Here is a 26777-nt window from a genome sequence, read left to right on the forward strand (position 1 = left end):
TAAAACTATCAATTTGGAGGCTATTACTTATTTTCAGTGAAGATAATACGTGAATATTGCTGCTATTGTTGTTACTCATAATCGACCAGAAAAATTACATACATGTCTAGATTCGTTGTTATCTGGTTCAGTTGTTCCTAATGATATTTATGTTATTAATAATGCTTCCAGTGTAAAGACGAAACAAGTTATAGACAATTTTTCCGATAGATACCCTGCAATTAAACCATTTCATTTAGATAAAAATATTGGAGGGGCAGGTGGGTTCGAGTTGGGAATGAAGTCTGCTTATCGAAATGAGGCTGACATGTTTTGGCTTATGGATGATGACTGTTATGTTGAGAGGGATGCGCTTGAACAGCTTCTATTGGCATATCATTCGTTGTGTGAAAAAGGCAAGAATATCGGATTTATTGGTTCTAAAGTGAATTGGAGAGATGGATCAGTTTGTGAAATGAACCAACCTTCCGTCGATTGGGATTATTTGCGGGTATTTAACTCTGAAAGTTCTATTTTAAAGGTGATTGGTTCCTCATTTGTTTCCTGTTTAGTCACTAGGCATGCTGTTGATAAAGTAGGTTTTCCGATAGGAAAATTCTTTATTTGGTTCGATGATGCTGAATATACGCGTCGCATTTCTTCCGAATTAGAATGTTATTGTGCTTTAAATAGCCAAGTTATTCACGATACACAAAATAATGAAGGTGTCTGGTTCGGAAATATAAATGAATATAATATCGGTAAATTCTGTTATGGTGCAAGAAATGAAAGTTGGTATCGTTTTTATAAACAAAGCTTTACTGATTGGCTATTTTTTTTTGCGTTAAGATATAAAGAAATGAAAAGTGGTAACGTTAGTTGGCGATATAGATTAAAGATATTTTGTCGTATTTTAAGTGGTTTACTAGGAAACTTTGTTAAATAAATTCAAAAATAAAAAATTATGAAAAAATCTATTACATTGGTCGCGTTACGTTTTATATCAAAAAATAAGCAACAAGTTCTGGTTAGTCGTGCTCTAAATTATTTACTAGAAGATGCTGATATTGGTAGTTATGTATCAACTGTTGTTCAAATCAAAATTAGAGATACTAAGCATACTTGGTCTCTTCAATGTAATGGAAAAAAATTTGAGCCTTCAAATAATATCTCAGATGTAATTGTGACAATCTCCCTAGATGATGTGATTAATTTCCCTTCTCAAACTCAACTTAAAACAAAATTGAAGAATAGAGAGATTGATGTTCAAGGTGCGAAAGTATATCAAAACCTTGTGTCAGATCTGTTAGAAAACGTAGACCAAGTCAAGATTACAGCTTGTATTCGCCGCCTCAGAAAAATGATGGGACTGACAGACAGGCATATTCAGGATAAAGAGCCTGACGCTCTCACCATTCGTGATATTGGAAGTGAAAAGGATGTGGATTATATTCGTGATCTTGCTCTTCGATTGGAAACTACGACTCCTGAATTGTCTTATAAATTGATGGTGCTTGCTCATGGAGCGAGACCAAAGGGCCCTTTCATTAAGAGAAAGCTAGATGAGTATCGACAACGTGGATATGATCGAATAGCTCTCGTATCGGGTAAGGAGCAGCTTCAAGCAATAGAAATTAACAATTCCATCGGGTATTTTCCTATACCTAAGACAGCTTGCTCCTCGGTCAAAATGGCTCTTTATAAACTTAAAAATGAATGTGAATATAATAAAGATGATCATGATGGTATTCACGTACATGATTATTGGACACGACGACTTGTTCCATTAAATCACTTTCCGCAGAAGATAATTATCATTCGAGACCCGATTGAACGATTTTTATCAGCTTTTGGAAGTCGCGTTTATGATCATGGTGAACTTAATCGCGGGGCAATTGAACGTGATTGTCCATGGTTGTTGAAAAAGCTGCCATTTTTTAGGCCTAATATCAGTCAGTTTATAGAACACCTAGATAAATATATGTTAGTGCCAGTAATTGAGCACCACTGTAAGCCATTAAGTTGGCACGTGAAAAATGATTTAACCAAATTTACTCATGTTTTCCCTATGAATCGGATCGATGATTTTGAGCGTTTTCTACATGAAGCTACAGGAGAATACGTATCTATACCAAAATCACATGTGGGGAAGAATAAAGTTCCATTGGCTAGTTTGTCACGATCTGAGCTGAATAAACTATTTGATTTTTTTGAAGATGATTATCGTTTGTTATCTTCTTGGTATAGCAAAGAGATGCTGTTAAATAAGTGGTCTAAAAATAATCAAGACAAGGTACTATACTGAGTTCTTATGACTGCCATTACCGTTATTCTCCCAGCTTTTAATGCACAGGCATATATTTGTAGAGCTATAGATAGCGTTCTTGATCAGACTTTTACGGATTTTGAACTCCTCGTAATTAATGATGGCTCTACAGATTTGACGCAGAGCCTTGTTGAGGATTATGAAGATTCGCGTATTCGATTAGTGAATATGCCACATAATGTCGGTTTAATTGCCGTACTTAACTATGGTCTTTCTATAGCAAAAGGTAAGTATGTTGCTCGGATGGATGCCGATGACATTTGTTTACCCACGAGATTTGAAAAACAGATTACTTTCTTAGAAGAAAATGAGGATTATATTGCTTGTGGTACGAGTATTATAAATTTCAATACTACTACTGAGAGTTATATGCAGTACCCGGAAACTGATGAGCAGATTCGTGCGGCATTGTACTTCTTCGAACGCAATATTTGTCATCCTACGGTTATGATTAAAAGATGTGTATTGGAAGAAAACAATATTCGCTATAGAACTGAGTACCTTTATGCTGAAGATTATATTTTATGGTTTGAAATTTCTAAACATGGCAAGCTATATAATTTAAGAGAAGGTTTATTGCGTTATAATCGTCATAGCGACCAAGTCTCTTGTAAATATTATCCTCAGCAGATGGAAATCTCTAGAATGATTGTTAGGAAAATGATTAGATCTGTTTGGCCAGAGCTTTCTTCTGCTCAATTAGATGATATTATTCTTCTATGTGTTCATGAGCAAGGAATATTTCCGGATACACATTTTTCCATTCGTCAAGTAAATAAAACAATTCAATGGATTTTGAATTGGAATAAAAATACTGGTTTTTTTAGTCAAAATGCATTAAGAAAATTACTACATTTTAAGAAATTTCGCTGCTCTTTTTATTATATATATCCATTTAATTACACAACTAAGTTGTGGTTTTTTATCGACTATTTGAGTATTGAGCCTAGTCGAGCTTTAACTGAGATTTATGCTATGACTCAAGTGCTAGTATTGAAAGAGATGAAAAAGGATAATTTATTAAATTAGTTTTTATTTTCAACTAAGAATTTTTAAATTTTAAAATGCGTCAGTATATTGGTCTTTAAATGAAAAGAATAGTTATCGTTGCAAATACATCATGGTTTATATATAACTTTTTCAGATCATCTATATTAGAGCTTATAAAAACTCATAGTGAAGTATATATTTTAGCCCCTTGGGATGATACATCAGATAAATTGATTGATTTGGGTTGTGTTTACAAAGATTTATATATGGATCGCAATGGGGCCAATTTCAGTTCTGAAATTAGAAGTATTAGAGAAATATACTTTTACTTCAGAGAAGTTAAACCAGATTGTATTCTTAATTTTACGCCAAAGATTAATATTTATTCTTGTGTATGTTCTAAAATTTTGGGAATTAAAGTTATTAATACTGTTTCAGGGTTGGGATCTATTTTTATTGATAAAGGGTGGAAGAGTTATATAGGGAAAATACTTCTTAAAGTAAGTCAACCCTTTGCAGATCATGTGATTTTTCAAAATATAGATGATATGAATATCTATTTAGATAATCGATTGATTAACTCTGAGCGTTGTTCAAGAGTTAATGGTATTGGTATTGATCTCAAAAGATTTAGGCCTGTTCAGTCAAGAAATGATGGTAATGTTAAATTTATACTGACTGGTAGAATGTTGGAATCTAAAGGAGTACGTGTATTTGCTAAGTCTGCAAAAATAGTTAAACAGAAGATACTTGATGATGTCGACTTTTGTGATACCAATGTGCAGTTTTCTTTGCTCGGATTTATAGATAATACACACGCTCACTCTATTTCTGAATCGGAATTGTTGCAATTTTCAAAGGAATATAATGTTGATTACCTAGGTTCTACTGATAATGTATTTGATATTGTAAAGGACTACGACTGTGTTGTATTACCCTCTTTCTATCGAGAAGGTGTACCTCAGTCTCTTATTGAAGCTTGTGCAATGGGGAAACCAATTATTACAACTGATAATGTAGGATGCCGTGATACTGTGATTGATAAGGAATCAGGCTATATTATTCCTATAAAAGATCCCCACGCATTAGCTGATGCGATGTTAAAAATAATAAAGTTGGGACATGAAGGTAGGTTGGCTTTTGGTGTAAAAGGGCGTCAAAAAGCAGTTAGAGATTTCAACCATCTAAAAATTTCCAAACACTACATTGATATAATTAATAGTTTAATTTTAGAATGATTCAAATCAAAAAGCTTAGTAAATATTATACATCGGCACACGGAAAGCAGCATGTTTTTCAGAATTTAAACTTTTCTTTTCCTTCTCAAGGAAATATTGCCTTATTGGGTAGAAATGGTTCCGGTAAATCCACACTTTTTCGTATCATCGGTGGGAGCGAGTACCCTAATTCGGGGCATGTTTATACAGATAAAGCTATTTCTTGGCCAGTCGCTTTAGCTACGGGCATTCACCCTCAAATGACTGGTAGAGAAAACACTCGTTTTATAGGTAGAGTAAACGGCGTAGATAATCTAGAACTATATGAGGCAAAAGTTAAAAAGTTTGCGGAACTTGGTGACAAATATGATTTACCCGTCAAAAACTATTCGAGTGGTATGCGTTCACGCTTGGCCTTCGGTTGCTGTATCGCTATCGATTTCGATATTTACCTCATAGATGAGGTTACATCGGTTGGTGATCAGAAATTTCGAAAAAAAGCCAAACAAGCGTTGTTGGATAAAAAAGAGACATCGAGCATGATTATGGTGAGCCATGATATCGAAGAGATCAAACAATTTTGCGATAGTGCGGTGATTCTTCACCAAGGCGCATTGACTTATTTCGCTGATTTGAATGAAGGTCTAAGTGTTTATAAGCAACTTTAGGATATAACTATACCGTTATGGAATGGTACTTCTCTAGCTCATCTGCAGTCTTACTGTTGTTTGCATGTACAATCATCGGCCTTGTCCGGTTTCAAAATTACCCTGAACGTGTATTCGGTGTGCTGCTGCTGATATTAGTGGCCAGTGGCATTGTGACGGGGCAGCAAGTTATTAAAAGTTTTTCTAATCAAGGTGTTCTCACTCTAATGCTGCTAATGGTGTGTTCATTAGCTTTAGAAAAAACCAAACTACTACGCGTTGCGGCTACATTTATTGTTCGACCTAGTTATGCCAGTAGTTGGTTTAGGCTGTTTAGTTTTAGTGCGCTGTCTTCTGCGTTACTCAACAACACTGCTGTTGTTTCGACGTTATTAGCTCCAATTCGTAATAATCCTTATCATTCAGGTAGTCGTTTATTACTCCCGCTCTCTTACGCGGCAATTTTTGGCGGCACTCTTACCTTGATTGGAACCTCGACCAACTTAATCGTTAATAGCATGGCAATTAATGCGCATTTACCAGCGCTTGGCTTTTTCGATTTTACTCCTATTGGCAGTATTGTTGTGTTGGTGTGTGGCATTGCCTTGGTCTTTTTCTCTCGTTGGCTTCCCCAGCATAAAAAACATCAAGTTGTTGCTGCCGATTATTTTATCGATGCTAAAGTTCAATCGGGGTCATCGCTTATTGGTAAAACGATTGAAGCGAATGGTTTGCGTAATTTGGAATCGTTATTCTTGGTCGAAATTTTAAGAGAGGGGCGGCTGATTTCTCCGGTCACGCCTTTTGAAATCATTGAAGAAAACGATCGGCTGATTTTTAGTGGCGATATAAAAAAAATCACGTTATTAGCGCAGTTCGATGGGTTAAACAGTTATGCCCATAAAAATGGATTGCCATTAAACAATTTGAAAGAAGTGATTATCCGCCCTGATAGCGTTTTAATCGGTAAAAAACTGAAACTTTCTGGCTTTCGAGCGTTGTTTGATTCTGCGGTGATTGGTATTCGGAGGGATGGGGAAAAACTCTCAGGTAAGCTCGGCGATATTGTTCTTAAAGCGGGTGATTACTTAATTATTGCGGTAGGGGATGATTTTAAATCTCGTCGTAATATTAATAAAAACTTTTATCGGGTAAGTGATGTAGAAGCTGATCAATGCCTGAACGGATGGCGAGAGCACCTTTCTGTTTATGGTTTTTTTGTGGCCATTTTACTTGCAGCAGTCGGTTGCGTGCCGCTATTCACTTCGTTGTTAATTTTTCTTGGTGCTCTGCTGTTGTGCGGCTGTTTATCCTCTAATGAAATTATGCACCGCTTACCAAAAAAATATTTGGCTCATCGTCTCTTCTGCACTGGTGCTCTCTGAGGCGTTAACCAATACTGGCGCGTTAAATGGCTTAAAACAATGGGTCTCCTATCATCAGGCAGGTTTTTCCCCATTGCTAGGCATTATCGTAATTTATGTATTAACGTGGATACTCACCGAGTTGGTGACTAACAATGCCGCCGCAGCACTTATTTTTCCGTTAAGTATCAGTATGGCAGAAAGCCTGCACACTAGCCCTAAAGCCTATTTATTGGCGTTAGCGTTTGGTGCCAGTGCTAGCTTTATTAGCCCTTACGGTTACCAGACCAATTTAATGGTATATAGCGCTGGTAATTATCGTTTAAAAGATTTTATGAAAATCGGATTACCGATTAGTATTATTTATGGAACAGTGGTGGTGGGGATGTTGGGATACTTCTATTTGTAATCTCACCACCAAATAAATGAAAGTTAAGCTAGGAATGACAATGACATTAACTCCTGCGCGTATGACGCACCTTAAACAGCTTGAAGCTGAATCGATACACATTATTCGTGAAGTGGCGGCGGAATTTGATAATCCGGTCATGCTTTACTCAGTGGGGAAAGACTCTTCTGTGATGCTGCATTTAGCCAAAAAAGCGTTTGCTCCTGGTGTACCGCCATTTCCATTGATGCATGTGGATACTACTTGGAAATTTAAAGAGATGATTCAGTTCCGCGATTATATGGCGGAAAAAGTGGGGATGAAGTTAATTGTTCATCAAAACCCTGAAGGGTTAGCGATGAATATTAGCCCATTTGAAAATGGCTCTAAGCATACCGATGTGATGAAAACGCAGGGGTTAAAACAAGCCCTAGATAAGTATCAGTTTGATGCTGCTTTTGGTGGCGCGCGTCGTGATGAAGAAAAATCTCGTGCTAAAGAGCGGGTGTATTCTTTCCGCGATGAACACCATCGTTGGGATCCTAAAAATCAGCGCCCTGAATTGTGGAATATTTACAATGGTCGGGTGAATAAAGGTGAAAGTATCCGCGTATTCCCTTTATCAAACTGGACTGAATTAGATATTTGGCAATACATCTATCTGGAAGGTATTGAAATCCCTGACTTGTATTTCTCTAAAAAACGCCCAGTGGTAGAACGTGATGGTATGTTGATCATGGTCGATGATGAACGCATGGAATTACGTGAAGGCGAAAAGATCGAAGAGAAGATGGTGCGTTTCCGCACCTTAGGTTGCTACCCTCTAACTGGTGCTGTTGAATCACAAGCAACCACGTTGCCTGAAATTATTCAGGAAATGCTTTTGACCACGACATCAGAGCGTCAAGGACGTGCGATTGATCATGACAGTTCAGCATCGATGGAGAAAAAGAAACGCGAAGGGTATTTCTAAATGTCTCCTTACGAAAAAAAACAGCATGATAGTGCTGGAGGGGATGTTGTTTGGCATCACTCGACAGTGACCCATCAAGCACGTGTAAAACAAAAAGGTCAAACGCCAGTCGTCTTGTGGTTTACGGGCTTAAGTGGTTCTGGCAAATCAACTATTGCGAATGCGGTGGAAAGCCTTTTGATGGAACAAGGTAAGCACAGTTATCTTCTTGATGGTGATAATGTGCGCCATGGCTTGAACAAAGACTTGGGATTTAGCGATAGCGATCGTGTGGAAAATATCCGCCGTATTGGTGAAGTTGCTAAATTGTTTGTTGATTCTGGTTCTATTGTGCTAACGGCTTTTATCTCTCCATTTATTGCTGATCGTCAGCAAGTTCGTGATCTACTTGAACCTGGTCAGTTTCTTGAAGTGTTTATTGATACGCCTTTAGATGTGTGCGAAGCACGCGATCCAAAAGGGTTGTATAAAAAAGCCCGCGCTGGAGAAATTAAACATTTCACTGGGATTGATTCTGCATATGAAGCACCAATCCAACCTGAGATTCATGTAAAAACGGCTCAAGTTTCTATTGAACAATGTGCTGCACAGATTGTGGCGCAATTGGATGCGTTGGGTTATTTGCAAGGAGATAAATAACGATGCATTACGATGTATTTAATGGTGATGCCGACGGGATTATTGCTCTGTTACAGTTGCGCCTGCATGAGCCGAAAGAGAGTGTGTTAGTTACTGGGGTTAAACGCGATATTAAGTTACTTTCTCAAGTTGTGGCAGCGGATGATGTTACATCGGTGACGACGCTGGATATTTCTATGGAGAAAAATCAAACTGCGTTACACGCTTTACTTGAGAAGCAAGTGCCGGTGTTTTATTGCGATCACCACCGTACTGGGGATGTGCCTCAATCTGACCTGTTAGAAGTGTTAGTGAACTTGGACGCGGAAGTGTGTACCAGTTTACTGATTAACCAAAAGTTAAAAGGAAAATACAGCGATTGGGCTATTGCTGCTGCATTTGGCGATAATCTTAACCAACGCGCACAAGCGATGGGAGAGCAACAAGGATTAAACCAAGTTGATATCGACTTTTTGTGTGAATTAGGCACGCTGATTAACTACAACGGTTACGGCGCGACATTAGATGATTTGCATATTCCTCCTGCAACGCTATTTCAACAACTTCTCAACTATACGTCACCATTTGATCTTAGAGATGACCTATCTTCCCCTTACTACCTATTGAAGCAAGGGTATGAACAGGATTATGCGCACGTGGCTCAAATTAAGCCGCTGCACAGCGATACAGTGAGCCGCGTGTTTGAGTTGCCGTGTGAGTGCTGGGCACGCCGTATTAGTGGCGTGTATGGCAACGAGTTGGCGAATCAATCTCCCGCTCTGGCACATGCAGTGCTGACTCTGAACAATACGGGTGAAGATTATACGGTTAGCGTTCGAGCACCGCTAAATAATCGTGTTGGAGCGGATGATGTCTGCTCCCAGTTTGCTACAGGTGGCGGACGTAAAGCGGCCGCTGGCGTGAATGCTTTACCTCTTGCAGAAAAAGCGAAATTTATCCAAACACTAAATGATTATTACAGGGTTAATTGAGGCAATAGCTTCCCTAGGGCGTGGGACCGAGGCTCCCCCTAAGTATTTAACTCTTAACCCTGACAAGGAAATTGATTATGTCGCACTCATCTGATTTGATTGCAAAAGATATTGAAGCCTATTTGAAGGTGCATGAAAATAAAGACCTACTACGTTTTCTGACTTGCGGTAACGTGGATGATGGTAAATCAACGCTAATTGGACGTTTGCTTTATGATAGTAAGCTGATTTACGAAGATCAGATGGCCGCGATTGAGAAAGATTCGCAAAAATTTAATACCACAGATCAGGAATTTGATTTGGCGTTATTGGTTGATGGCCTTCAATCTGAACGTGAACAAGGTATTACTATTGATGTGGCTTACCGTTACTTCTCAACAGATAAGCGTAAGTTTATTATTGCTGATACTCCAGGGCATGAACAATACACTCGTAATATGGCGACAGGGGCATCTACCTGTGAGCTGGCGATTGTCATGGTCGATGCTCGTCATGGTATTCAAACGCAGACTCGTCGTCACAGCTATATTTGTAGTTTGCTTGGCATTAAACACGTGATTGTGGCCATTAATAAAATGGATTTAATGGATTTTAGCCAAGACGTGTATCAGAAGATTAAAGCGGACTATCGGGAGATGGCGGAGCACCTCAACATTGACGATATTCGCTTTGTGCCAATTTCGGCTCTACTGGGTGATAACGTGGTGACACCAAGTGAGAATATGGATTGGTATCCGGGTTCGACACTCATGAAGTTGTTGGAAACCGTGAAAGTGGGTAAAGACACACACTCACAACAAATGCGCTTCCCTGTGCAGTACGTGAATCGTCCAAACCTCAACTTCCGTGGCTTCTGCGGCACCCTTGCTTCTGGAATGATTCAAGTTGGTGATGAGGTGACCGCACTGCCATCAGGTAAAACATCCCGTGTGAAATCCATCTACACATTCGATGGCGATCTTGAACTTGCACAGGCAGGGCAAGCCATCACTCTTACCCTAGAAGATGAAATCGATGTTTCACGTGGGGATATGCTGGTTCATACTGGACACGAGCCACAAACGAGTCGCAAGTTTGATGCTCATGTTGTTTGGATGAGTGAGGCGCCTCTGCGTACACATAAAGAATACCTGTTTAAGTTTGCTACTAAGTCTTGCACTGGTCGTGTGAGTGCCATTCCACATAAAGTGGATGTGAATACGTTAGAACAGCATGCTGAAAACAGTGAGTCTTTGGAATTGAATGAAATTGGTTTAACCAGTGTTTCACTCACCGATGAAGTGGCGATTGATGCGTATCAGGAACTACCAAAAACCGGGGCATTTATTATTATCGATCGTCATACTAATGTGACAGTAGGTGCTGGAATGGTAGATAGAATTGCAGACGCAAATTCTATTGATGTTCGTGAATATTCTGCTGCAGAAAAAGATCTTAATGCTTATATCCGGAAACATTACCCTGAATGGGGTTGTGCTGAAATCTAACGTTTAAGAGCATTCTAAGGCTTTATGTTAGGGGGGGAAGACGTTTCATGGTCTTCCCCTTATTTCGTAAAACTGGATTTCTTCCCAGATCATAATATGGATGTTATACCCAATTAGCCTCTCTTTTTGCTCGTTGATGAATCTCTGAATCCTGCATTTTGAGGTCATTTGGGTATATATTGCTCAGTTTAATTTTAGTGACATGATTTTATTTATCTGATAAAAATTCATAGATATTTCTCTTATTATTTTTGCCTTATATAAGGAAATAGAAATCTAATTTATTCGGATAGATTAAATAATCGCCATTTTTTGATTCTTTCAATATAAAACTGCATTCATTAGAGAATTAATAAAATATTTATCTTGTAATTATGCTTTATTGATTAAACTGTAAATTATTCTTTTGGTTAGTTTTATTATTACATAATTTATTGTTTTAAAAGTTAAAGTGGTAATGTTTTTTGTTTACAGCAAGGTGACTATTTTTCTAGAATCGTAGGGAAAGTTTAATAGACTTTCACATCGATGTTTAATATTAAACTTAGTATATTAATTAAGGGTTAAATTATGAAAAAAATCGCGTTAGCTCTAATCTTTGCATTAGGCGCGGTTGCTCCTTCTTATGCAGCTGTTGGAGTAACTGGTAGCGCTAGTGGTTCTGGCGGTTCTGGTGCAAGCGCCGGTGCGGGTGCAGGCACTGGCACTGGCACTGGCACTGGCACTGGTGTTGGCACTGGCACTGGTGTTGGTGCTGGTGGTGCTGCTGGTGCAGCAGGCGCTGCGGCAGCGGTTGGTAGTGTTTCTGTTGTTTCACTTAGTGTTGCTGGTGTTGTTGCTGCAGGCGCTATTGTTGCTGCTAGCGATAATAACGATGACAACAACAATGATGGTGCAGCTACATCAACGTCAACATCAACGTCTGTTACTGCTTTATAATCGACAAAAAGTAATCACAAGCAACCACGAAAGTGGTTGCTTTTTTATACCTATTATTATTCAAAGTTAATATTTATGCTGAAGACAGCTATTACAGTAAGCTCACTTGCATCGCTTCTTTTTCTTTCTGGATGTTCAGAAAACACACAAGGTCTTAATAAGACTCTTTATTCAGCGATTATTGGCCCGGAAGAAACAAATATTACGCAAGAAATGGTCGATAATATTCCCTATGCGAGTATGTATACCCGGTTAGGTGATAATCCTCAGGCGTTGTTGGTGCTGGGATGGGTTGAAAACAATACTTATCCAGCGAGGTTAAAATGGATTGCTGCTAGCAAAGAAATGATAGTGACTGAGGCGGGAAGAATAGTTAAAACGGTCAATTTATCAAACGGCGGTAATCTTCTCTCTCTTCAATCGACTCAACGCGATCCTTTAACGCTTGGTATATTGCACAGTTCGACTCCGAAGCATTGGCAATTTACGTTGAGCTGGATGCCTGGGTATCATATGAACTATCAAGCGCACTCCACATTTATTGTAGGTAACCTTGAACGCGTGTCGTTGCCGAATCGTACTGAAAATCTTATTCATGTTACTGAAACAGTGGCTATTGATAAGCTCTCAGTGACATACACCAATAATTATTGGGTGAGTCCAACATCAGGGCAAGTGGTTACCTCTCAACAGTATTTATATCCTGGTTCATACCAAATCGGACTTTCCATTGGTAAAGCATTCCATGGAGAGAAAAAGCAATGAGAAGATTCTTTAAATTCATTCAATCTTCCCTTTTGATAATGTCGATGACTACGAGTGCGGTTATATTTGCAGCGCCTACTGAGTTTATTGTTAATTATCATCAACAAAACAGTTATGTGAACTTTTCCGCGGTACCTAGGCTAAATCAAGCCGTTTTGAGTATTTTGCACAAGGAAAAGATCGATTCTAAAAAGGTTAACTGGTTATCATCAAGTTTGTTCGATTTATCTGCACCTTATGCATTTCGTCATCGTGTTCTCAGTATGGTAACGGATCAGGCTAATATCGCAGATAATCATGATGACCGAACATATTGGAATCATTTATTAACTCAGTTAGAGCATTGGCAATACTCTAAACGGATTTTTTTACCTGTTGATCCTGATATGACGGGGTTAAATAAAGATGATAACCCTACGTTAGCGGGTAAGTGGTTCCTCCGCTTAAATGAGAATCCAAATACTGTTTGGGTGTTAGGTCAAGTTGATCGGCCGGGCAAATATGAATGGCGCAATAGAACCAGTGCTAGACAATATATAAAGAGCGCTCATTGGGAGAGCTATACAGAGTTTGTCTATGTTATTCAGCCAGATGGTCGAGTTGAAAAACAATCTGTCGCGTATTGGAAAGATAACTTTTTAGAAGTCGCTCCTGGGGCCATTATTTTTGTGCCAATGCCTTTTATTCAATCATCGCTACATCCTGAATACACCATTAATAATCCGAACGATATGATCGTTGAATTATTGAGAAATCGCATTCAATGAAGAAATTATTTTTTAATGCTACAAAGCCATTGAGCTTATGTACAGCAGCCGTACTGTCCGTTTTTTCTCCACAGAGTCTGTCAGATGAATTCAGTGGCCCAGTATTACAACACTCTCAATCAGATTTTGGTGGTGTAGGGTTAATGCAGATGCCATCGGCACGGATGATGGATGATGGCGAGCTAAGTTTAAATATCACTCGCAATGATGAATACATTAATTATGCAATTTCATTGCAGCTTTTTCCGTGGTTAGAGTCAACCATACGTTATACCCAAGTGTATGATTTACTTTATAGCGATGATGAGTCTTTTAGTGGTTCAACAAAATATACAGACAAATCTATTGATTTGAAGTTAAACCTTATCAAAGAAGGCTACCTGTTACCTGATGTGTCAATTGGTTTACGAGATATCGGTGGTACAGGGCTGTTTGATGGGGAGTATGTTGCGGCCAGTAAACAGTTTGGTCCTTTTGATATTACTCTTGGGTTGGGGTGGGGCTATATTGGTAACCGTGGCAATCTAAGTAATAAAACAGCCGATACTACCGATTGTGGTCGCGATTCTGCTTTTACCTCTACTGGGGGAAGTCTTGAGGCCGGTCGTATGTTTACCGGCTGTAAAGCATTGTTTGGCGGTATTGAATATCAAACGCCTTTTGAGCCACTTGTGCTTAAACTCGAATATGATGGTAATGACTATCAAAGCGATTTCCCTGTCACTAGGGGAAGTATTTCAATGCCAGATGATACTCCGTGGAACGTTGGCCTTGTGTACTCTTTAGCAGACTGGGCGAAACTTCGCCTTAGTTATGAACGAGGGAATACTCTTTCGGCAGGCATTTCTGTAGCAACCAATCTTGCAAACTTACGTCCTACCTGGCTAGAAGATAATAAGAAACCTAGTTATGCACCGAAACCAACGACATCGGATCTGACGCCAAAACAATGGAAAAAGCTGACTGAGGATTTGGGTAATATAGCCGGTTATCGTGAAGCATCGGTCTATCAAAGTCGTCATACCATTACTGTTGAAGGTGAACAGAAAAAGTATCGAGATCGGAAAATTGCTGAAGAAAGAGCTGCTCTTCTTATTGCGAATACGGGGATTAATGCCAAATCGTATCGCATTATTGAAACGAAGCAGCATTTACCGGTAACCCAGACTGAAATTAACGCCTATTCGTTCAAACGAGTCGCAGATAATGATTATCCAGAGGCAAAGTTTGACGATGCAAGACAATCTCAAGAAACTACGCCTGTAGAGGGGCAGCTCAAAGCGAATTCTGTTAATGATTTGTCGTATGGTTTATCTCCGTCACTGAAACAGTCGTTTGGCGCCTCTGAAGGTTTTTATCTGTATGCCTTGGGTGTTAATGCGGGGATAACATACAATGCGGGCCGGCATTTTGTTTTTTCTGGCGGGTTATACGGAGATATCAATAACAACTACGATAAGTTTAAATATACAGTGCCACCAGATGGAACCAGCTTGAAACGGGTTAGAACTCTGGCAAGACAATATTTAGATCAGCGTGTTTTGGTGAGTAATCTGCAATTAACCTATTTTGATCGCTGGTCTGATAATTTGTATGCACAAGCTTATGCAGGCTATCTCGAGACCATGTTTGCTGGTTATGGTTCAGAGCTTTTGTATCGTCCGAGAGATACTAATTGGGCGATTGGTATTAATGGTAACTATGTTATCCAGCGTGATCCCAATAGTCTATTCGGTCTCTTTAAGCAGGAAAGACATTACGATACGCAAACTAATCGTTATTACTATGTGCAAACTGGCGGTTACACGGGCCATGCCACATTATATTGGGAACCTCAGTTTACTTCTCTCTTAGACAATACTCGTCTTAAAGTGAGTGTCGGACAATATCTTACTGGGGATAAAGGCGTAACGGTCGATTATTCTAAACAGTTTGATAGTGGTGTGATTGCTGGTGTGTTTGCCACCAAAACTAACCTATCTGCCGCAGAATATGGTGAAGGTAGCTTTACCAAGGGCTTTTATATTTCGATTCCATTCGATGTCATGACGGTGAAACCAAGCGTTAATAGAGCTAACTTGTCTTGGCAGCCTCTGACCCGTGATGGAGGGCAGATGTTGGGTCGGAAATACGGTTTATACGATTTAACTGATGCTCGTTCTCCTTGGTTTACGCGAGCAATCGCAGAATAATGTAGAAAACACATCTTACATATGTACATCCGTATGCTTCATAGTGTACGGATGTAATCAATATAGTTTTTAAACGTCAATTGTTGAATGTAACTGGTTGTTTATAATGTGAAAATTTTAATCACGGGCGGGGCTGGTTTTATCGGTTATGCTGTTGTTCGCCAGATCATCAATCACACACAAGATTCAGTGATTAATGTGGATAAACTTACCTAGGCAGGTAACTTAGAATCTCTTTACTCTGTCGATAAGAGTGAGCGCTATGCATTTGAACATGCTTATATTTGCGACCGAGCTGCTATGGATCGCATTTTTGCTCAACATCAGCAAGATGCCGTGATGCATTTAGCTGTGGAATCTCATGTCGACCGTTCGATTGATATGCGCAAAGATTCGGCAACATTTGGTCAATGGGTTGGTGTTTATTTATCCGCTGAGAATAAACGTTAGTTCTGGATCCCTGCTGGTTTTGCGCACGGTTTTTATGTGACGAGTGACGAAGCTGAGTTTGTTTACAAGTGTACTGATTATTACAATCCAAAATCTGAAGTGAGTTTACTTTGGAACGATAAAACGGTTGCTGTGGAATGGCCATTAGATGGTGAACCTTTACTCTCTGCGAAAGATGTTGAAGGACTGGAATTTAGCCAAGCACCACGACTGTAGTTTTCTTCTCAAGAACCTTGTTATACATGCGAAAGCCACCTACTTAGTTAGGTGGCTTTTTTACATCTAACATCGGTGAAACCAAGTTAGCGTTATGGTTGCTAGCTTATAATTACCCTGTAAACACCATTCGAATGTTTTTTTTCATATCATTTGGCAGTGACTCTTTATTGATGATCAGGCTGACTATGCGGGTTTGGAGATACGTAATTATTCCTGCGGAAATATACGTGAGTAAGTATTTTTCAAGATAATGATTATCAGGCAATAGCGTAATGAAGAGAATGTGCCATAGGTAAACCCAGATAGAGTTTTGTGCCACAAAAAATACTACCCCCGATAGTTTTATTGATTCTACAAACGAAACGATTTTGTCGCTGATAGACCATAATATGGCAAAGACAAAAATAGAGTAAGAAAAATAATAAAACGAAGGGGGGTACTTGTAGTCTTGTGTTGAGATTGAGCTGTCCGTATAGCTACCTAGATACCAACGTGTGATAACAAAGGTCGCGATTGCCACAAGAAACGTTGCGATAAGTTCTGGTTTTTTGAACTGATAAATGCGCAGACCAAGCGCAAAGATCAATGAGTAAGCAAGCACGTAGTGACTAACTAAAGAGATTAAACGCAGTTTACCGCCGTGAATGTAGGGCAATGAATAATAACGGAATACCTCATAAGCAATAGCGAGGATTGCTAATGTTAGCAGATAACGAGTGTTGCTCTTCTCTTTTTGATTCCAGTGGTAAAGAAGCGGTGATACTAACGCGACGAGTAGGAATACTCGAATAATCCACACATAACCAATGCCATCGGTAAGAAAATACGATTTGGCCATTATTTTGAGATTAAGGTCAATGGTATGAGGGAATACGTGCGTCATCAGCAAGAAGAATATCGATAAAAATGCCCATACAGGAAGTACCAAACGTTTAAATCTTTTCCATACGTAAAGCGAAAATGTTTCTTTATTTTTGAAGCTAATGGAAAAGGAAATACCAGAGATGATGACCATGATAGGAACATCGAAGTTACGAATTTGCATGATGAGATCTGGTGGTTCGACGTGGGCGAGTATAATCATGGATAGGCCGATGAACCTTAAAAGATCGATTCTTTTGTCTCTCATTTTTCTAACCTTATAAGTGTTAATAATCGATTTAAGGCTATCATTCGAAATTAAGAGGCTATCGAGCTTAAGTGAGGTTTTTGTTAATAATTTTAGTCTGGAAATGGGATCGCAAAAGAGTGTTGTGATTGCATATTTTTTACAACGATTTGGTACGGGTATGTTTCGTCGGTGGTGCTTATTTTTGAGTATTGAGTGATTTCTCGAGTCATACCGAATTTTTTATTCGCTAACTTAAAGAGATGCGCAGAGATTTTTCCTATGGTTATACAGGAATGAATGATCTAGGGGGGAAGTATGTTGCAGCATACTGTTGTGCATCATGGTGGTCATCATACGGTCACTGGTTCATGTCATGAGCTGAAATGGGGATCAAGCAGTCTACTTATTGATTGCGGATTATTTCAAGGAAATGAACGAGCAGAGCAAAATTTAGAGATTGATTTCTCACTTGATTCAGTTTGTGGGTTAGTGCTTACTCACTCCCATATAGACCATGTGGGCAGACTTCCTTGGCTGATTGCTGCTGGGTTTCGTCAACCGATTTACTGTACACCAGCGACGGCTGAATTGGTCCCTTTAATGCTTGAAGATAGCCTCAAACTGCAAACCTCTTTGACAGCTAAACAGAGCAGTAAAGTTATCGATGTGATTAAGCAATTGATGGTTCCAATGGAATATGGTCATTGGTATTCCATTGACTGGTTTAATCATAACTCTGCTGATATCGCCTATTTTAACGAGTGGTCGGTCGATCTTCGTTTTAATCCTGCAGGCCATATTCTTGGTTCTGCGTTTATTGAATGTCGGTTGCCAAACCAAGACATCGTGGTTTTCTCTGGCGACTTAGGCCCAACACATACGCCTTTACTCCCTGACCCGATTTCTCCACCTCATGCTGATTATCTCTATATCGAAACAACTTATGGAAATAAATGCCACGAAAGTGTTGAGCAGCGCAGTATGCGCTTGGCAACGATTATTGATCGATCATTAGCTGATGGTGGGGTGATATTAATACCTGCTTTTAGTGTTGGGCGCACTCAGGAGTTGTTATTTGATATTGAACGATTGATACATGAACATGATTTACAACCGGATATCCCCATTATTTTGGATTCTCCAATGGCAAGTAAAGTCACTGAGTCTTATCGTCACTTTAAGATGTTGTGGGGCAAAGAAGCTAAAAAACGTCTTTCTCAGCATCGTCATCCTCTAGCATTCGAGCAATGTATTACGATTCCGGATTATGCCTCCCACTTGAAGTTGGTGAATCGCTTGGCGTCAACGGGAGAGCCTGCGATTGTTGTTGCTGCATCCGGTATGTGCGAAGGGGGAAGAATTATTGACTATCTGAAAGCTTTATTACCTGATTCACGTACTGATGTTATTTTCGCTGGCTATCAAGCAGTTGGAACCTTGGGCCATGAGCTGCAAAGTGGTCAAGGCCACGTTGATATTGATGGGGTGCAAGTTGAAGTGAACGCTCACATTCACTCTATGTCCGGTTACTCTGCTCATGCTGACAAAGAGGATCTATTACGCTTTATTCAAGGTATTAAAGAGAAACCGAAATCCATCCGCCTGATTCATGGGGTTAAGACTGTCCAAGAAGATTTCGCCCAAGAGTTAAAGATGCTTGGATATGACGTGGAATCCTGATGGGAAGAAAAGGTCGCTTTGATTGTTCTCAAGCTCGATCACTGCGAGTCCGTGGGTGAGGAAGACGAGTATCTCGCTACGAAAGGGTTTTTAATTACTGATTAAAATCACGCCTGTGTCAGAGTTATTTAAGATATTATTTCCTATTAAGAAATAGTCTGCATCCGAATAATTTATTGAACTACATCACATTTAAGGATAAAAATAGGGGTGTGATTAATAGAGATGACGATGACCTAAAGACAGACATTACTAACCATTCGGTGTTCTATCACTGCCTGTGTGTCTAAGTTATCGAGCAGTATTCTCTATCCTGTCTTATACTCCTTGGGATTAGTGGTTTATTAACAAATGCCACAGTAACCGTAAGATTCGAAGGATAATTCCTCAGGCAGCAACCAAACGAACTAATGATCTTATCATGCAACCACTGCTTCAGGCTGAGGTTAGGCGTGACGTTTATTATGGCTTGAAGCCAATGCTGGGGGTTTTGATCATGGTTTCCTCTCAATGCGTGTTCATTGAGAAGGGTTGGATTATCATATTTTATTCATACATTGTTGGGGATGGCATGTATACGCTTAATAAAGTACTGATGAGGGATATGTTCCGATATGTTTGAAGAATTAGCGCTGGGCGGGCTGTTATTTAGCCCCTTGGTCTTATTTGCGCCATTGGCATTTATCCTATCTTGGATTACGCGGGTGATTCTTTATAAGACTGGTGTATATGCCAAAATTTGGAGAGCGGCTTGGTTTGAAGTCGGTCTTTACGTCTGTTATCTCGCATTAGTCGTATATTTACTTGGGAGCTAATAAAAAATTATGTCAAAAACAGTACGTATCTCACTGACTCTAGCCGTCGTGGTGATTGCATTATTAGCAGGCCAATGGATTTGGTCTCACTATATGTATTCACCTTGGACTCGTGATGGCCGAGTTCGCGCTGATGTGATTACTATCGCTCCTGATGTTTCTGGCTGGGTAACCGAGTTGGATGTTAAAGATAACCAACACGTCAACAAAGGCGACGTTATCTTTACGGTCGATTCAACGCGTTATAAAGCGACCATTGCACAACTTGAAGCTCAGGTGGAAAGTGATCGTTACTCATTAGAATTAGCCAAGCATCAATACGAACGTCGTAAGAAGTTGAGTACTAACGGCAAATTAGTGAGTGATGAAACGGCAGAAAGTGCCCGTATCAAAACAAAGTTAGCAGAAGCTGCCTTAAAGCTGAGCGAAGCAAAACTTCAAGCTGCACAAATTGATTTGGAGCGTTCGGTTATTCGAGCGCCTGCTGACGGGACCATTATTAACCTGACATTGCGCCAAGGTAACTATGTCAGCAAAGGTAAGTCGGTATTGTCGTTGGTGAAAGATGGATCGCTTTACGTGACTGGGTATTTCGAAGAAACAAAAGTCCCTATGATTCATGTCGGTCAGACTGCAACGATTACTTTGATGAGTGGCGGTAAGCCATTGACTGGCAAGGTAACGAGTATTGGTAAAGCGATAGCAGACACTAACACCAACGGGAACTCTCAATTATTACCTCAAGTTCAACAAACCTTTAACTGGGTGCGCTTAGCGCAACGTATTCCGGTTGATATTCAGTTGGATTCCGTGGATAAAAATGTGAATTTAAGTGCGGGGATGACCGTTTCCATTCATATGAACCAAGAGCAAGAACAGTAATATGCGGATACTGTTTAATGCCATTTTCTTTCCCGATATCAAAGCGGTTAAGTTTGCGATAAAAGGGGTGATAGCCATGGCGCTGTCACTCTATATCGCGATGTTTTTTAACTTGGATCGTCCTTATTGGGCAATGATCGGGGCGATCTTCCTACAGATTCGTCCTGAAAGTGGCCTTGTGATCGAAAAAGGCTTGTGTCAGATCGTTGGCACACTGGTCGGGGGCATCTTCGCTATCTTTGTGTTGCAGTTATTCTCTGCTTATCCAGAGCTAGCGATTGGTTCGCTAGCTCTATGGTTGGGAATTAACTCGGCACTATCGGCATTAGTTCGTCGGCAAAACCTGGTGTATGCCTTCGCTATGGCTGGTATGACAGCCTGCTTGGTTGTTTTGCTCGTTATGATTCAGCCGTCTAAAACAAACAGCGCCTATATTTTTGCAATCGCTCAAGCTCGTATGAGTGAAATCATCATTGGGGTTATTTGTGCCGCCTTAGTCAGTACGATGATTTGGCCAGTTCGAGTCCGTGATGCGTTGCAGGTTCATGCTCGCAGTGTCATTAACCAAACTCTGCAGTACTTTACGCTAGAGTTAGATCCGGCCGGTTCTCACGATGATCGTCACCAATCCATTGATGGTATTTTGGAATCACTGACAGCGTTAAATGATGATTCTAGTGCGGTGGCATATGAAGGCCCTGATGGCCCCGGGCAAAGTAGAGCTGCGACGTTATTGTCGAATAAAACCTTATCCTTATTGGCATTGATTCAGATATTCGGTCGTCTGCAACGTAAGCACGATGAATTGGTTTCAGATAACTTGAAAAACCTTTTGGATGAAATGCGTGAGACCTTCAACGCCATGGAGAAATCTCAGGATTACCATGAGTGTTATGAGATGGCGCAAAAGTTGCGGCGTCGACAAATTTATTATGCCAACAATTCAGTCGCGAAAACCGCTTTTGAAGCGCGTATTCATAAAATAGCGCTGGAGTTGAGTGCTGAGTTAATCATGGTTTTGAAGGGATATAACTCCATTACTACTTCCAAACCCATTTTGCTTAACGCGATTCGTATTATGTCGCACCGCGATCCGCTGGTGGGCTTAACGACCGGAGTTCGCAGTGCCATTATGTTTTTGGTTGGTGCTGGGCTTTGGATTGGTACCGGCGCAACGGCGGTGCTTATGATCATGATATTGCCAGTGGTGTTTTCGGTCATGATGGCGCGGTTACCTATGATGATCTTAACCATTGTGATGAAACGTATTTTGGTTGGGATATTAATTGCGTTACCCATGGCCTTGTTCTTCGCTTTGCCACTGTTGGCCGAAAGCTCTGGTGATTTTGAGATTCTGATTTTGGTACTCGCTGGCCCTTATTTTATTAGCCTATTACCTCTGGCAAATCGTCCAACTTTACCTTACGCATTGGGGATGAGTATTCCATTTACTATTTTTGTTATGCCAAGTACGAATATGACTCGCTCTTTTTCCATTGATTATACAGTGAGTTATGCGATGGCCATATTTGTTGGGGTAACGATATTGCTGTGGCTTTTCAAGTTAATCACAGGGCCAAGCTTGAATTTGATGATGAATCGGTTAATGCGAGATACTTATAACGATTTGGTTCAGGTTCCACACCATAAGCTAGGCGAAACTTGGTTTAATGCGCGAATGGGTGATCGCTTATTACGTATTTCTACCTATGAAAAAGGAATGAGTAAAAATCGTGATATGACTGACCTAGGTTTAACCGCGTTAAACTTGGGCCATGTGTCTTTGCGTTTGCGTCAAGTTATTAAAAGCAGTTGTGATAGTCGAATGGATGGGGAATTAGAGCATTGGCAACAGGCTTTAGCCGATGCCTTTATGAGTTGTTATCGCGGTCAAGGTACGTCGTCGTTTAGTGATGCGTGCCACCGAATACTCGAACGGCTCTCAAAGGAAAACCTTCCTCACGATAAATATGATTTGATTCGCGGTAGTTTTGAGCGAATGTCGCTCACCTTTGAACGGACCTCTGCAACCATTGCTGAGAACCGGGCACTTGCGGTAGAACAATCTGTTTAGTGATACAAAAGAAGCCTTCCATTGGAAGGTTTCTTGCATTTTATTGAGCGATTAAAGCGCTGTCTCTTCCATCTGAGTCAGGTTCGTATAGCTTTCGAACATACACTCGGGCGCTAAGTTATTGGTACAAATATCGTAGATTGGTGCCGCCATATCTCCACGCTGTATATGCTGTGCGAGCTCTTTTTTCACGGTGACCCAAGCATAGTTAGGCTGGATGGCATCTGGATTATTAATGATATAGCCCACACCTAATTTATAAGCTTTGCCTTGCTTTAGCCGTGAAAACTCGATTTCCATTTTCGCCTTTACATTGTTACTGGTTCCTAAGGCTATTTTTACGAGATAAGAGTCACCATTGTCCGTTTTTCTGAGCTGTAGCACTGGGCCAACGGGTTTGATGTAGTTAGCCACATCATTTTTATGATAAAGCACGGCTTTACGCGCGGCATTCACGATCATTGCTTGTTGGTGGGCTTGGCTCATAGGACATCGGTGTGTCGGCACTTTTGGGGTGATGGTCGCAGTTTGCTTACCGATCATATCAACCGCTGCTATTTCTTTGTCTGCCTTCACATCGTAGATATGGGCGGTAACTTTGACGGTTTGAGCATAAAAGCATGTAGTAGGAACCGACTGAAGTTCACCTTTTCGGCCCTTATATTGATATCCCTGTTCGAACCGACTGGTTAACGGCTCAACGTTAATACGAGGGTAAATCATGTAATCCGACGAAGGGATAAGAGCGGTAAGATTCGGTGATACCTGTAATATTTCGCTTCTTATCATTTGGTCGGTTTGTGCTATGCCTGTTCTATCCGTTAGTTGATTGCCTGTTTCTAATACTAATGATTCGATTTGTTGTTGAATTGTTTGGACAAGAGGGGCCTTAGGCACTCGGAGCTTAATTTGTTCAAAGTCTGGCGAGGTAATCGGAATAGCCTCGGGTAAGACAAAAATCTGTTTGCTCTGCGACTTTTTTATCGGCTCTGCTGCATTGGTAATATAGACAGGAGAACTACTGAGCTCGGGAAAAACACAGCCAGAGAGTTGACTCGTTAAAATGAGAAATAAACATCCTTTTTTTATCATAATCCACTCTTTGGCCGCTTCTGTTAATGGGTGATCAGTCGATATTCAGATTTGGTTAGAATCGTATTTAATGTGCTTTACCTTAAATACTTTAGGTGTATAGAGCTTAGTATTAAAGGTTGTGAGCCATTAAGAAAGCTCTTTATGTTGAATGATAATAGACAATAGATTGTATCTATTCGTTATTGATTTCATCTAATGTATTTTTCATTGTCTCTTTACCATGTTCAATTGTATCGTTTACATGCTCTTGAATGGATTCGACTCGATCTTGTCCCACTTTTCCAGTGATATCATCTTTATACGTCACTCCAAGATATATACCGATTACAACAAGAATGATTACAATATATTTCAGCATAATAAACGTTCCTTTCGGTTTTATGTCTTATCTCGCGACAACCTTTTAATCAGTTTATAGTACATATGTTGCAAAGCATACTAGTAATAATTATTACTATGTATTTTAAGTTCATAGGGTGATCTGGATTAAATCTGGAATTTTTCATTTTTATGGATATACCTAAATCACATTAAAATACTGTTGCAGCGAAACCCCATTTTCTCTTAGTCAAGACACTGATTTTAAAGTATAAGAATTCTATGATTGGAAATCAGGATACAATATTTTTTAAATAAGGAAGGAGTTCCTTATCAAACCATGAATTGCGTCTAAGCCAAATATTATTTCTTGGAGATGGGTGAGGGAGTGGGATTTTTTCTGGAGCCCAGTGTTGCCAGTTTTTTACTGTTTCAGTCAATGTTTTGGGTTTGTCTTGCAGGTAATAGTTTTGTGCGTACTGACCAATTAATAATGTGGTTTTGATGTTAGGTAATAAGGTTAATAGCTTTTCATGCCATAGGGGGGCGCACTCTTTACGTGGTGGTAAATCGCCGCTATTGCCTTTGCCCGGATAGCAAAACCCCATAGGAATGATGGCGACTTTGGTTGGATCGTAAAACGTTTCTTTGTCGAGGTTTAACCATTGGCGTAAGCGATCGCCGCTGGGATCATTCCATGGAATGGAGGTCGCGTGCACTTTCGTACCAGGAGCCTGACCGATGATCAGCAATTGTGCATTATGATGAGCTTGGATGACTGGATTGGCTCCTAGCGGTAAATGAGGCTCACAGGTGCGGCATTGGCGCACCTGCTGCATTAAAATGGTCAGGTCATCACTTGACCTGAGTTGCTTAGTAACCTTTGTCAAAGCTTACCTCGTTATCTAAGCGGAACCCTGTACACCACAAATCGTAGTTATGAATGAATTGTTCGAGTACTTGGCTTGGAAAACTTAATGCCGCAATGTGCGGAGTAACAGTAATTGCGTGATTTTTCCAATATGGATGCTGCTCAGGGAGCGGCTCTTGCTCAAATACGTCAAGGAAAGCGTGTTCCACATAGCCCTTATCGATGGCGTTAAGTAAGTCTGACTCAACCACGGTTTTCCCTCGTCCGACATTAAAGACTAATGTGCGAAAACAATGGGAGAGAACCTCCTCATTGATGAGGCCTCGGGTTTGTTCCGTATCGGGTAAGGTATTTACGATAATATTGGCTTGTGAAAGCGCCGCACTGAGTTCATTAGCATGATAGGTGCGACTAAATTTCCCTGCTTTAGGGGGGATACCACTGCTGTTTATCCCAATAACATCAATGCCTAATCCTGATGCGGCATGACTGAGATGAGAGCCAATCGAGCCGGTGCCGAGTATCGCCATCACCTTGCCCGAGAGCGATTCATAGAGATGCGGAGTCCATTGCTCTGCGCTTTGCTGTTGACGATATAAAGGAAAGTGGCGGTAATGACTAATGATATAGCCGATTACGTATTCAGAAATAAGCTGGCCAAAAATACCTTTAATATTGGTCAGTAGGTAATCGGTGCGTTTTGGGTGGAGTGTTAGGGCATCGACACCAGCATATACTGACTGGACCCATTCTACGTTAGGAAAATCGTTGATACACGATGCGGCCATTGGTGGTGCGGCTAACAAGATAGTCGCTTCTGCACGGTTATCTGTGATTGTTAGGCCATCAAGGTGAGTGTTTTCTATCGCTTGGCGGTAAATATCGTCGTGTTCAGTTAAAATATACAAGTGATGGTTAAAATTGTTCATATTGGTGGCTTTTTTCCCTGCTGGTTATCCAGTACACTGCCGCTGTCTTTTTCTGCAACGATTGAGTGATTATGCTACAGAATCCTTTACAGCTTCGACTCGAAAAGTTTGAGCCTTGGCAACAGATTACCTTTATGGTCAGTCTATGTGAACGTATGTATCCAAACTATGCGGTTTTTTGTGAACATACTGAATTTGCTCCAGCACGTGTTTACCGAGAAATTCTAGATAGCGTGTGGGAAATTCTTACGGTAAAAAATGCCAAAGTGAATTTTGAGCGCCAGCTAGAGAAATTGGAAGAACTGATTCCAACTTCACAAGATTATGATTTTTACGCAGTTTACCCTGCAATTGATGCTTGTGAGGCACTGGCTACATTGCTGCATGGCTTGCTTGATCGTGATAATTTATTGGAATTTGTTTTAGATGTTAGCCAAGTATCGGTGCGTACGGTTGCTCAATTAGAAGAAGCACAAGGTAGTGAAGAAATCACTAACGAAAACCAAAAGAGTAATGAAGCGGTATGCGCAGAATGGGATGTGCAGTGGGCAATTTTCCGACCTTTGAAAGAAGCACAAGAGCGTGACATTCAATTAATAAAAGACTTACGTTTAGAGCTGCGCGAAGAAAACATCAGTAATATTGGTATGAGTGTGTAAGCTAACGCTTATCAATGCCGATATACAAAA

Annotated in this window: 24 protein-coding genes and 2 pseudogenes; 21 read left to right on the plus strand and 5 right to left on the minus strand. The window is 40.2% G+C overall.

What is annotated here, in order from left to right:
• Positions 1–49 precede the first annotated feature (49 nt).
• The 16 genes and pseudogenes from I1A42_RS11685 (at position 50) to I1A42_RS25330 (ending at position 16310) form a co-directional block, all read left to right on the plus strand.
• Positions 50–925, plus strand: a complete 876-nt coding sequence (locus I1A42_RS11685; protein ID WP_196123578.1) for a glycosyltransferase — start codon at positions 50–52, stop codon at positions 923–925.
• A gap of 18 nt (positions 926–943) precedes the next feature.
• Entirely contained in the window at positions 944–2284 is a 1341-nt protein-coding gene (locus I1A42_RS11690; protein WP_196123579.1) for a sulfotransferase family 2 domain-containing protein, read from the plus strand.
• A 6-nt stretch (positions 2285–2290) separates the two neighbouring features.
• Positions 2291–3334, plus strand: a complete 1044-nt coding sequence (locus I1A42_RS11695; RefSeq protein WP_196123580.1) for a glycosyltransferase family 2 protein — start codon at positions 2291–2293, stop codon at positions 3332–3334.
• A gap of 59 nt (positions 3335–3393) precedes the next feature.
• Entirely contained in the window at positions 3394–4533 is a 1140-nt protein-coding gene (locus tag I1A42_RS11700; RefSeq protein WP_196123581.1) for a glycosyltransferase family 4 protein, read from the plus strand.
• Positions 4530–5180, plus strand: a complete 651-nt coding sequence (locus tag I1A42_RS11705; protein WP_196123582.1) for an ABC transporter ATP-binding protein — start codon at positions 4530–4532, stop codon at positions 5178–5180. The genes I1A42_RS11700 and I1A42_RS11705 overlap by 4 nt, the downstream gene beginning before the upstream one ends.
• A gap of 17 nt (positions 5181–5197) precedes the next feature.
• Positions 5198–6932, plus strand: a pseudogene (locus I1A42_RS11710) (SLC13 family permease).
• A gap of 40 nt (positions 6933–6972) precedes the next feature.
• Entirely contained in the window at positions 6973–7884 is a 912-nt protein-coding gene (gene cysD / locus I1A42_RS11715) for a sulfate adenylyltransferase subunit CysD (protein WP_161158551.1), read from the plus strand.
• Complete coding sequence (cysC, locus tag I1A42_RS11720; RefSeq protein ID WP_161158550.1) at positions 7885–8523, plus strand: adenylyl-sulfate kinase; 639 nt, start codon at positions 7885–7887, stop codon at positions 8521–8523. It abuts the gene before it with no gap.
• 2 nt (positions 8524–8525) lie between these two features.
• Entirely contained in the window at positions 8526–9494 is a 969-nt protein-coding gene (locus I1A42_RS11725; protein ID WP_161158549.1) for a DHH family phosphoesterase, read from the plus strand.
• 77 nt (positions 9495–9571) lie between these two features.
• Positions 9572–10981 (plus strand): sulfate adenylyltransferase subunit CysN, encoded by a 1410-nt coding sequence (gene cysN / locus I1A42_RS11730; protein WP_196123583.1) that lies wholly within the window; start codon positions 9572–9574, stop codon positions 10979–10981.
• Positions 10982–11551: 570 nt separating this feature from the next.
• Positions 11552–11920, plus strand: coding sequence for a hypothetical protein (locus tag I1A42_RS11735; protein WP_196123584.1), 369 nt, complete (start codon positions 11552–11554; stop codon positions 11918–11920).
• Positions 11921–11995: 75 nt separating this feature from the next.
• Entirely contained in the window at positions 11996–12685 is a 690-nt protein-coding gene (locus I1A42_RS11740; protein ID WP_196123585.1) for a YjbF family lipoprotein, read from the plus strand.
• Positions 12682–13452, plus strand: coding sequence for a capsule biosynthesis GfcC family protein (locus I1A42_RS11745; protein WP_161158525.1), 771 nt, complete (start codon positions 12682–12684; stop codon positions 13450–13452). Before I1A42_RS11740 ends, I1A42_RS11745 begins: the two co-directional genes overlap by 4 nt.
• On the plus strand, positions 13449–15644 hold the full coding sequence (locus I1A42_RS11750) for a YjbH domain-containing protein (protein WP_196123586.1): 2196 nt from the start codon (positions 13449–13451) through the stop codon (positions 15642–15644). The genes I1A42_RS11745 and I1A42_RS11750 overlap by 4 nt, the downstream gene beginning before the upstream one ends.
• Before the next feature lie 108 nt (positions 15645–15752).
• Positions 15753–16025: pseudogene (locus tag I1A42_RS25325) on the plus strand (GDP-mannose 4,6-dehydratase); the annotation flags it as partial.
• A gap of 75 nt (positions 16026–16100) precedes the next feature.
• On the plus strand, positions 16101–16310 hold the full coding sequence (locus I1A42_RS25330) for a dTDP-4-dehydrorhamnose 3,5-epimerase family protein (RefSeq protein ID WP_408063531.1): 210 nt from the start codon (positions 16101–16103) through the stop codon (positions 16308–16310).
• A gap of 112 nt (positions 16311–16422) precedes the next feature.
• Here the strand turns inward: I1A42_RS25330 and I1A42_RS11765 are convergent, their stop codons facing one another.
• Entirely contained in the window at positions 16423–17442 is a 1020-nt protein-coding gene (locus I1A42_RS11765) for an acyltransferase family protein (RefSeq protein ID WP_196123587.1), read from the minus strand.
• A gap of 297 nt (positions 17443–17739) precedes the next feature.
• On the opposite strand from I1A42_RS11765, the gene I1A42_RS11770 reads away from it, so the two are divergent.
• The 4 genes from I1A42_RS11770 to I1A42_RS11785 all read left to right on the plus strand — a co-directional run bounded on the left by I1A42_RS11770 (position 17740) and on the right by I1A42_RS11785 (position 22875).
• A complete protein-coding gene (locus I1A42_RS11770; protein WP_196123588.1) occupies positions 17740–19104 on the plus strand; it encodes an MBL fold metallo-hydrolase RNA specificity domain-containing protein in 1365 nt (454 codons plus the stop codon).
• A gap of 614 nt (positions 19105–19718) precedes the next feature.
• The gene (locus tag I1A42_RS11775) at positions 19719–19919 is read left to right on the plus strand and encodes a DUF1656 domain-containing protein (protein WP_161156484.1); all 201 of its coding nucleotides are present in this window, start codon (positions 19719–19721) and stop codon (positions 19917–19919) included.
• 9 nt (positions 19920–19928) lie between these two features.
• Positions 19929–20801: an efflux RND transporter periplasmic adaptor subunit gene (locus I1A42_RS11780; RefSeq protein WP_161156483.1), complete on the plus strand. Its 873-nt coding sequence runs from the start codon at positions 19929–19931 to the stop codon at positions 20799–20801.
• A 1-nt stretch (position 20802) separates the two neighbouring features.
• Positions 20803–22875, plus strand: a complete 2073-nt coding sequence (locus I1A42_RS11785) for an FUSC family protein (protein ID WP_196123589.1) — start codon at positions 20803–20805, stop codon at positions 22873–22875.
• A gap of 51 nt (positions 22876–22926) precedes the next feature.
• Here the strand turns inward: I1A42_RS11785 and I1A42_RS11790 are convergent, their stop codons facing one another.
• The 4 genes from I1A42_RS11790 to I1A42_RS11805 form a co-directional block, all read right to left on the minus strand.
• The gene (locus I1A42_RS11790) at positions 22927–23967 is read right to left on the minus strand and encodes a hypothetical protein (protein ID WP_196123590.1); all 1041 of its coding nucleotides are present in this window, start codon (positions 23965–23967) and stop codon (positions 22927–22929) included.
• Between the two features lie 175 nt (positions 23968–24142).
• A complete protein-coding gene (locus I1A42_RS11795) occupies positions 24143–24328 on the minus strand; it encodes a hypothetical protein (RefSeq protein WP_196123591.1) in 186 nt (61 codons plus the stop codon).
• Positions 24329–24581: 253 nt separating this feature from the next.
• Positions 24582–25127 (minus strand): uracil-DNA glycosylase family protein, encoded by a 546-nt coding sequence (locus tag I1A42_RS11800; RefSeq protein WP_161156493.1) that lies wholly within the window; start codon positions 25125–25127, stop codon positions 24582–24584.
• Between the two features lie 34 nt (positions 25128–25161).
• Positions 25162–26088 (minus strand): D-2-hydroxyacid dehydrogenase, encoded by a 927-nt coding sequence (locus I1A42_RS11805; protein ID WP_196123592.1) that lies wholly within the window; start codon positions 26086–26088, stop codon positions 25162–25164.
• Between the two features lie 71 nt (positions 26089–26159).
• Here I1A42_RS11805 and I1A42_RS11810 point away from each other — a divergent pair, with 71 nt between their 5' ends.
• On the plus strand, positions 26160–26747 hold the full coding sequence (locus I1A42_RS11810) for a YjaG family protein (protein ID WP_161156473.1): 588 nt from the start codon (positions 26160–26162) through the stop codon (positions 26745–26747).
• The last annotated feature ends 30 nt before the right edge of the window (positions 26748–26777 follow it).

Source organism: Vibrio nitrifigilis, assembly GCF_015686695.1.
Taxonomy (GTDB): domain Bacteria; phylum Pseudomonadota; class Gammaproteobacteria; order Enterobacterales; family Vibrionaceae; genus Vibrio; species Vibrio nitrifigilis.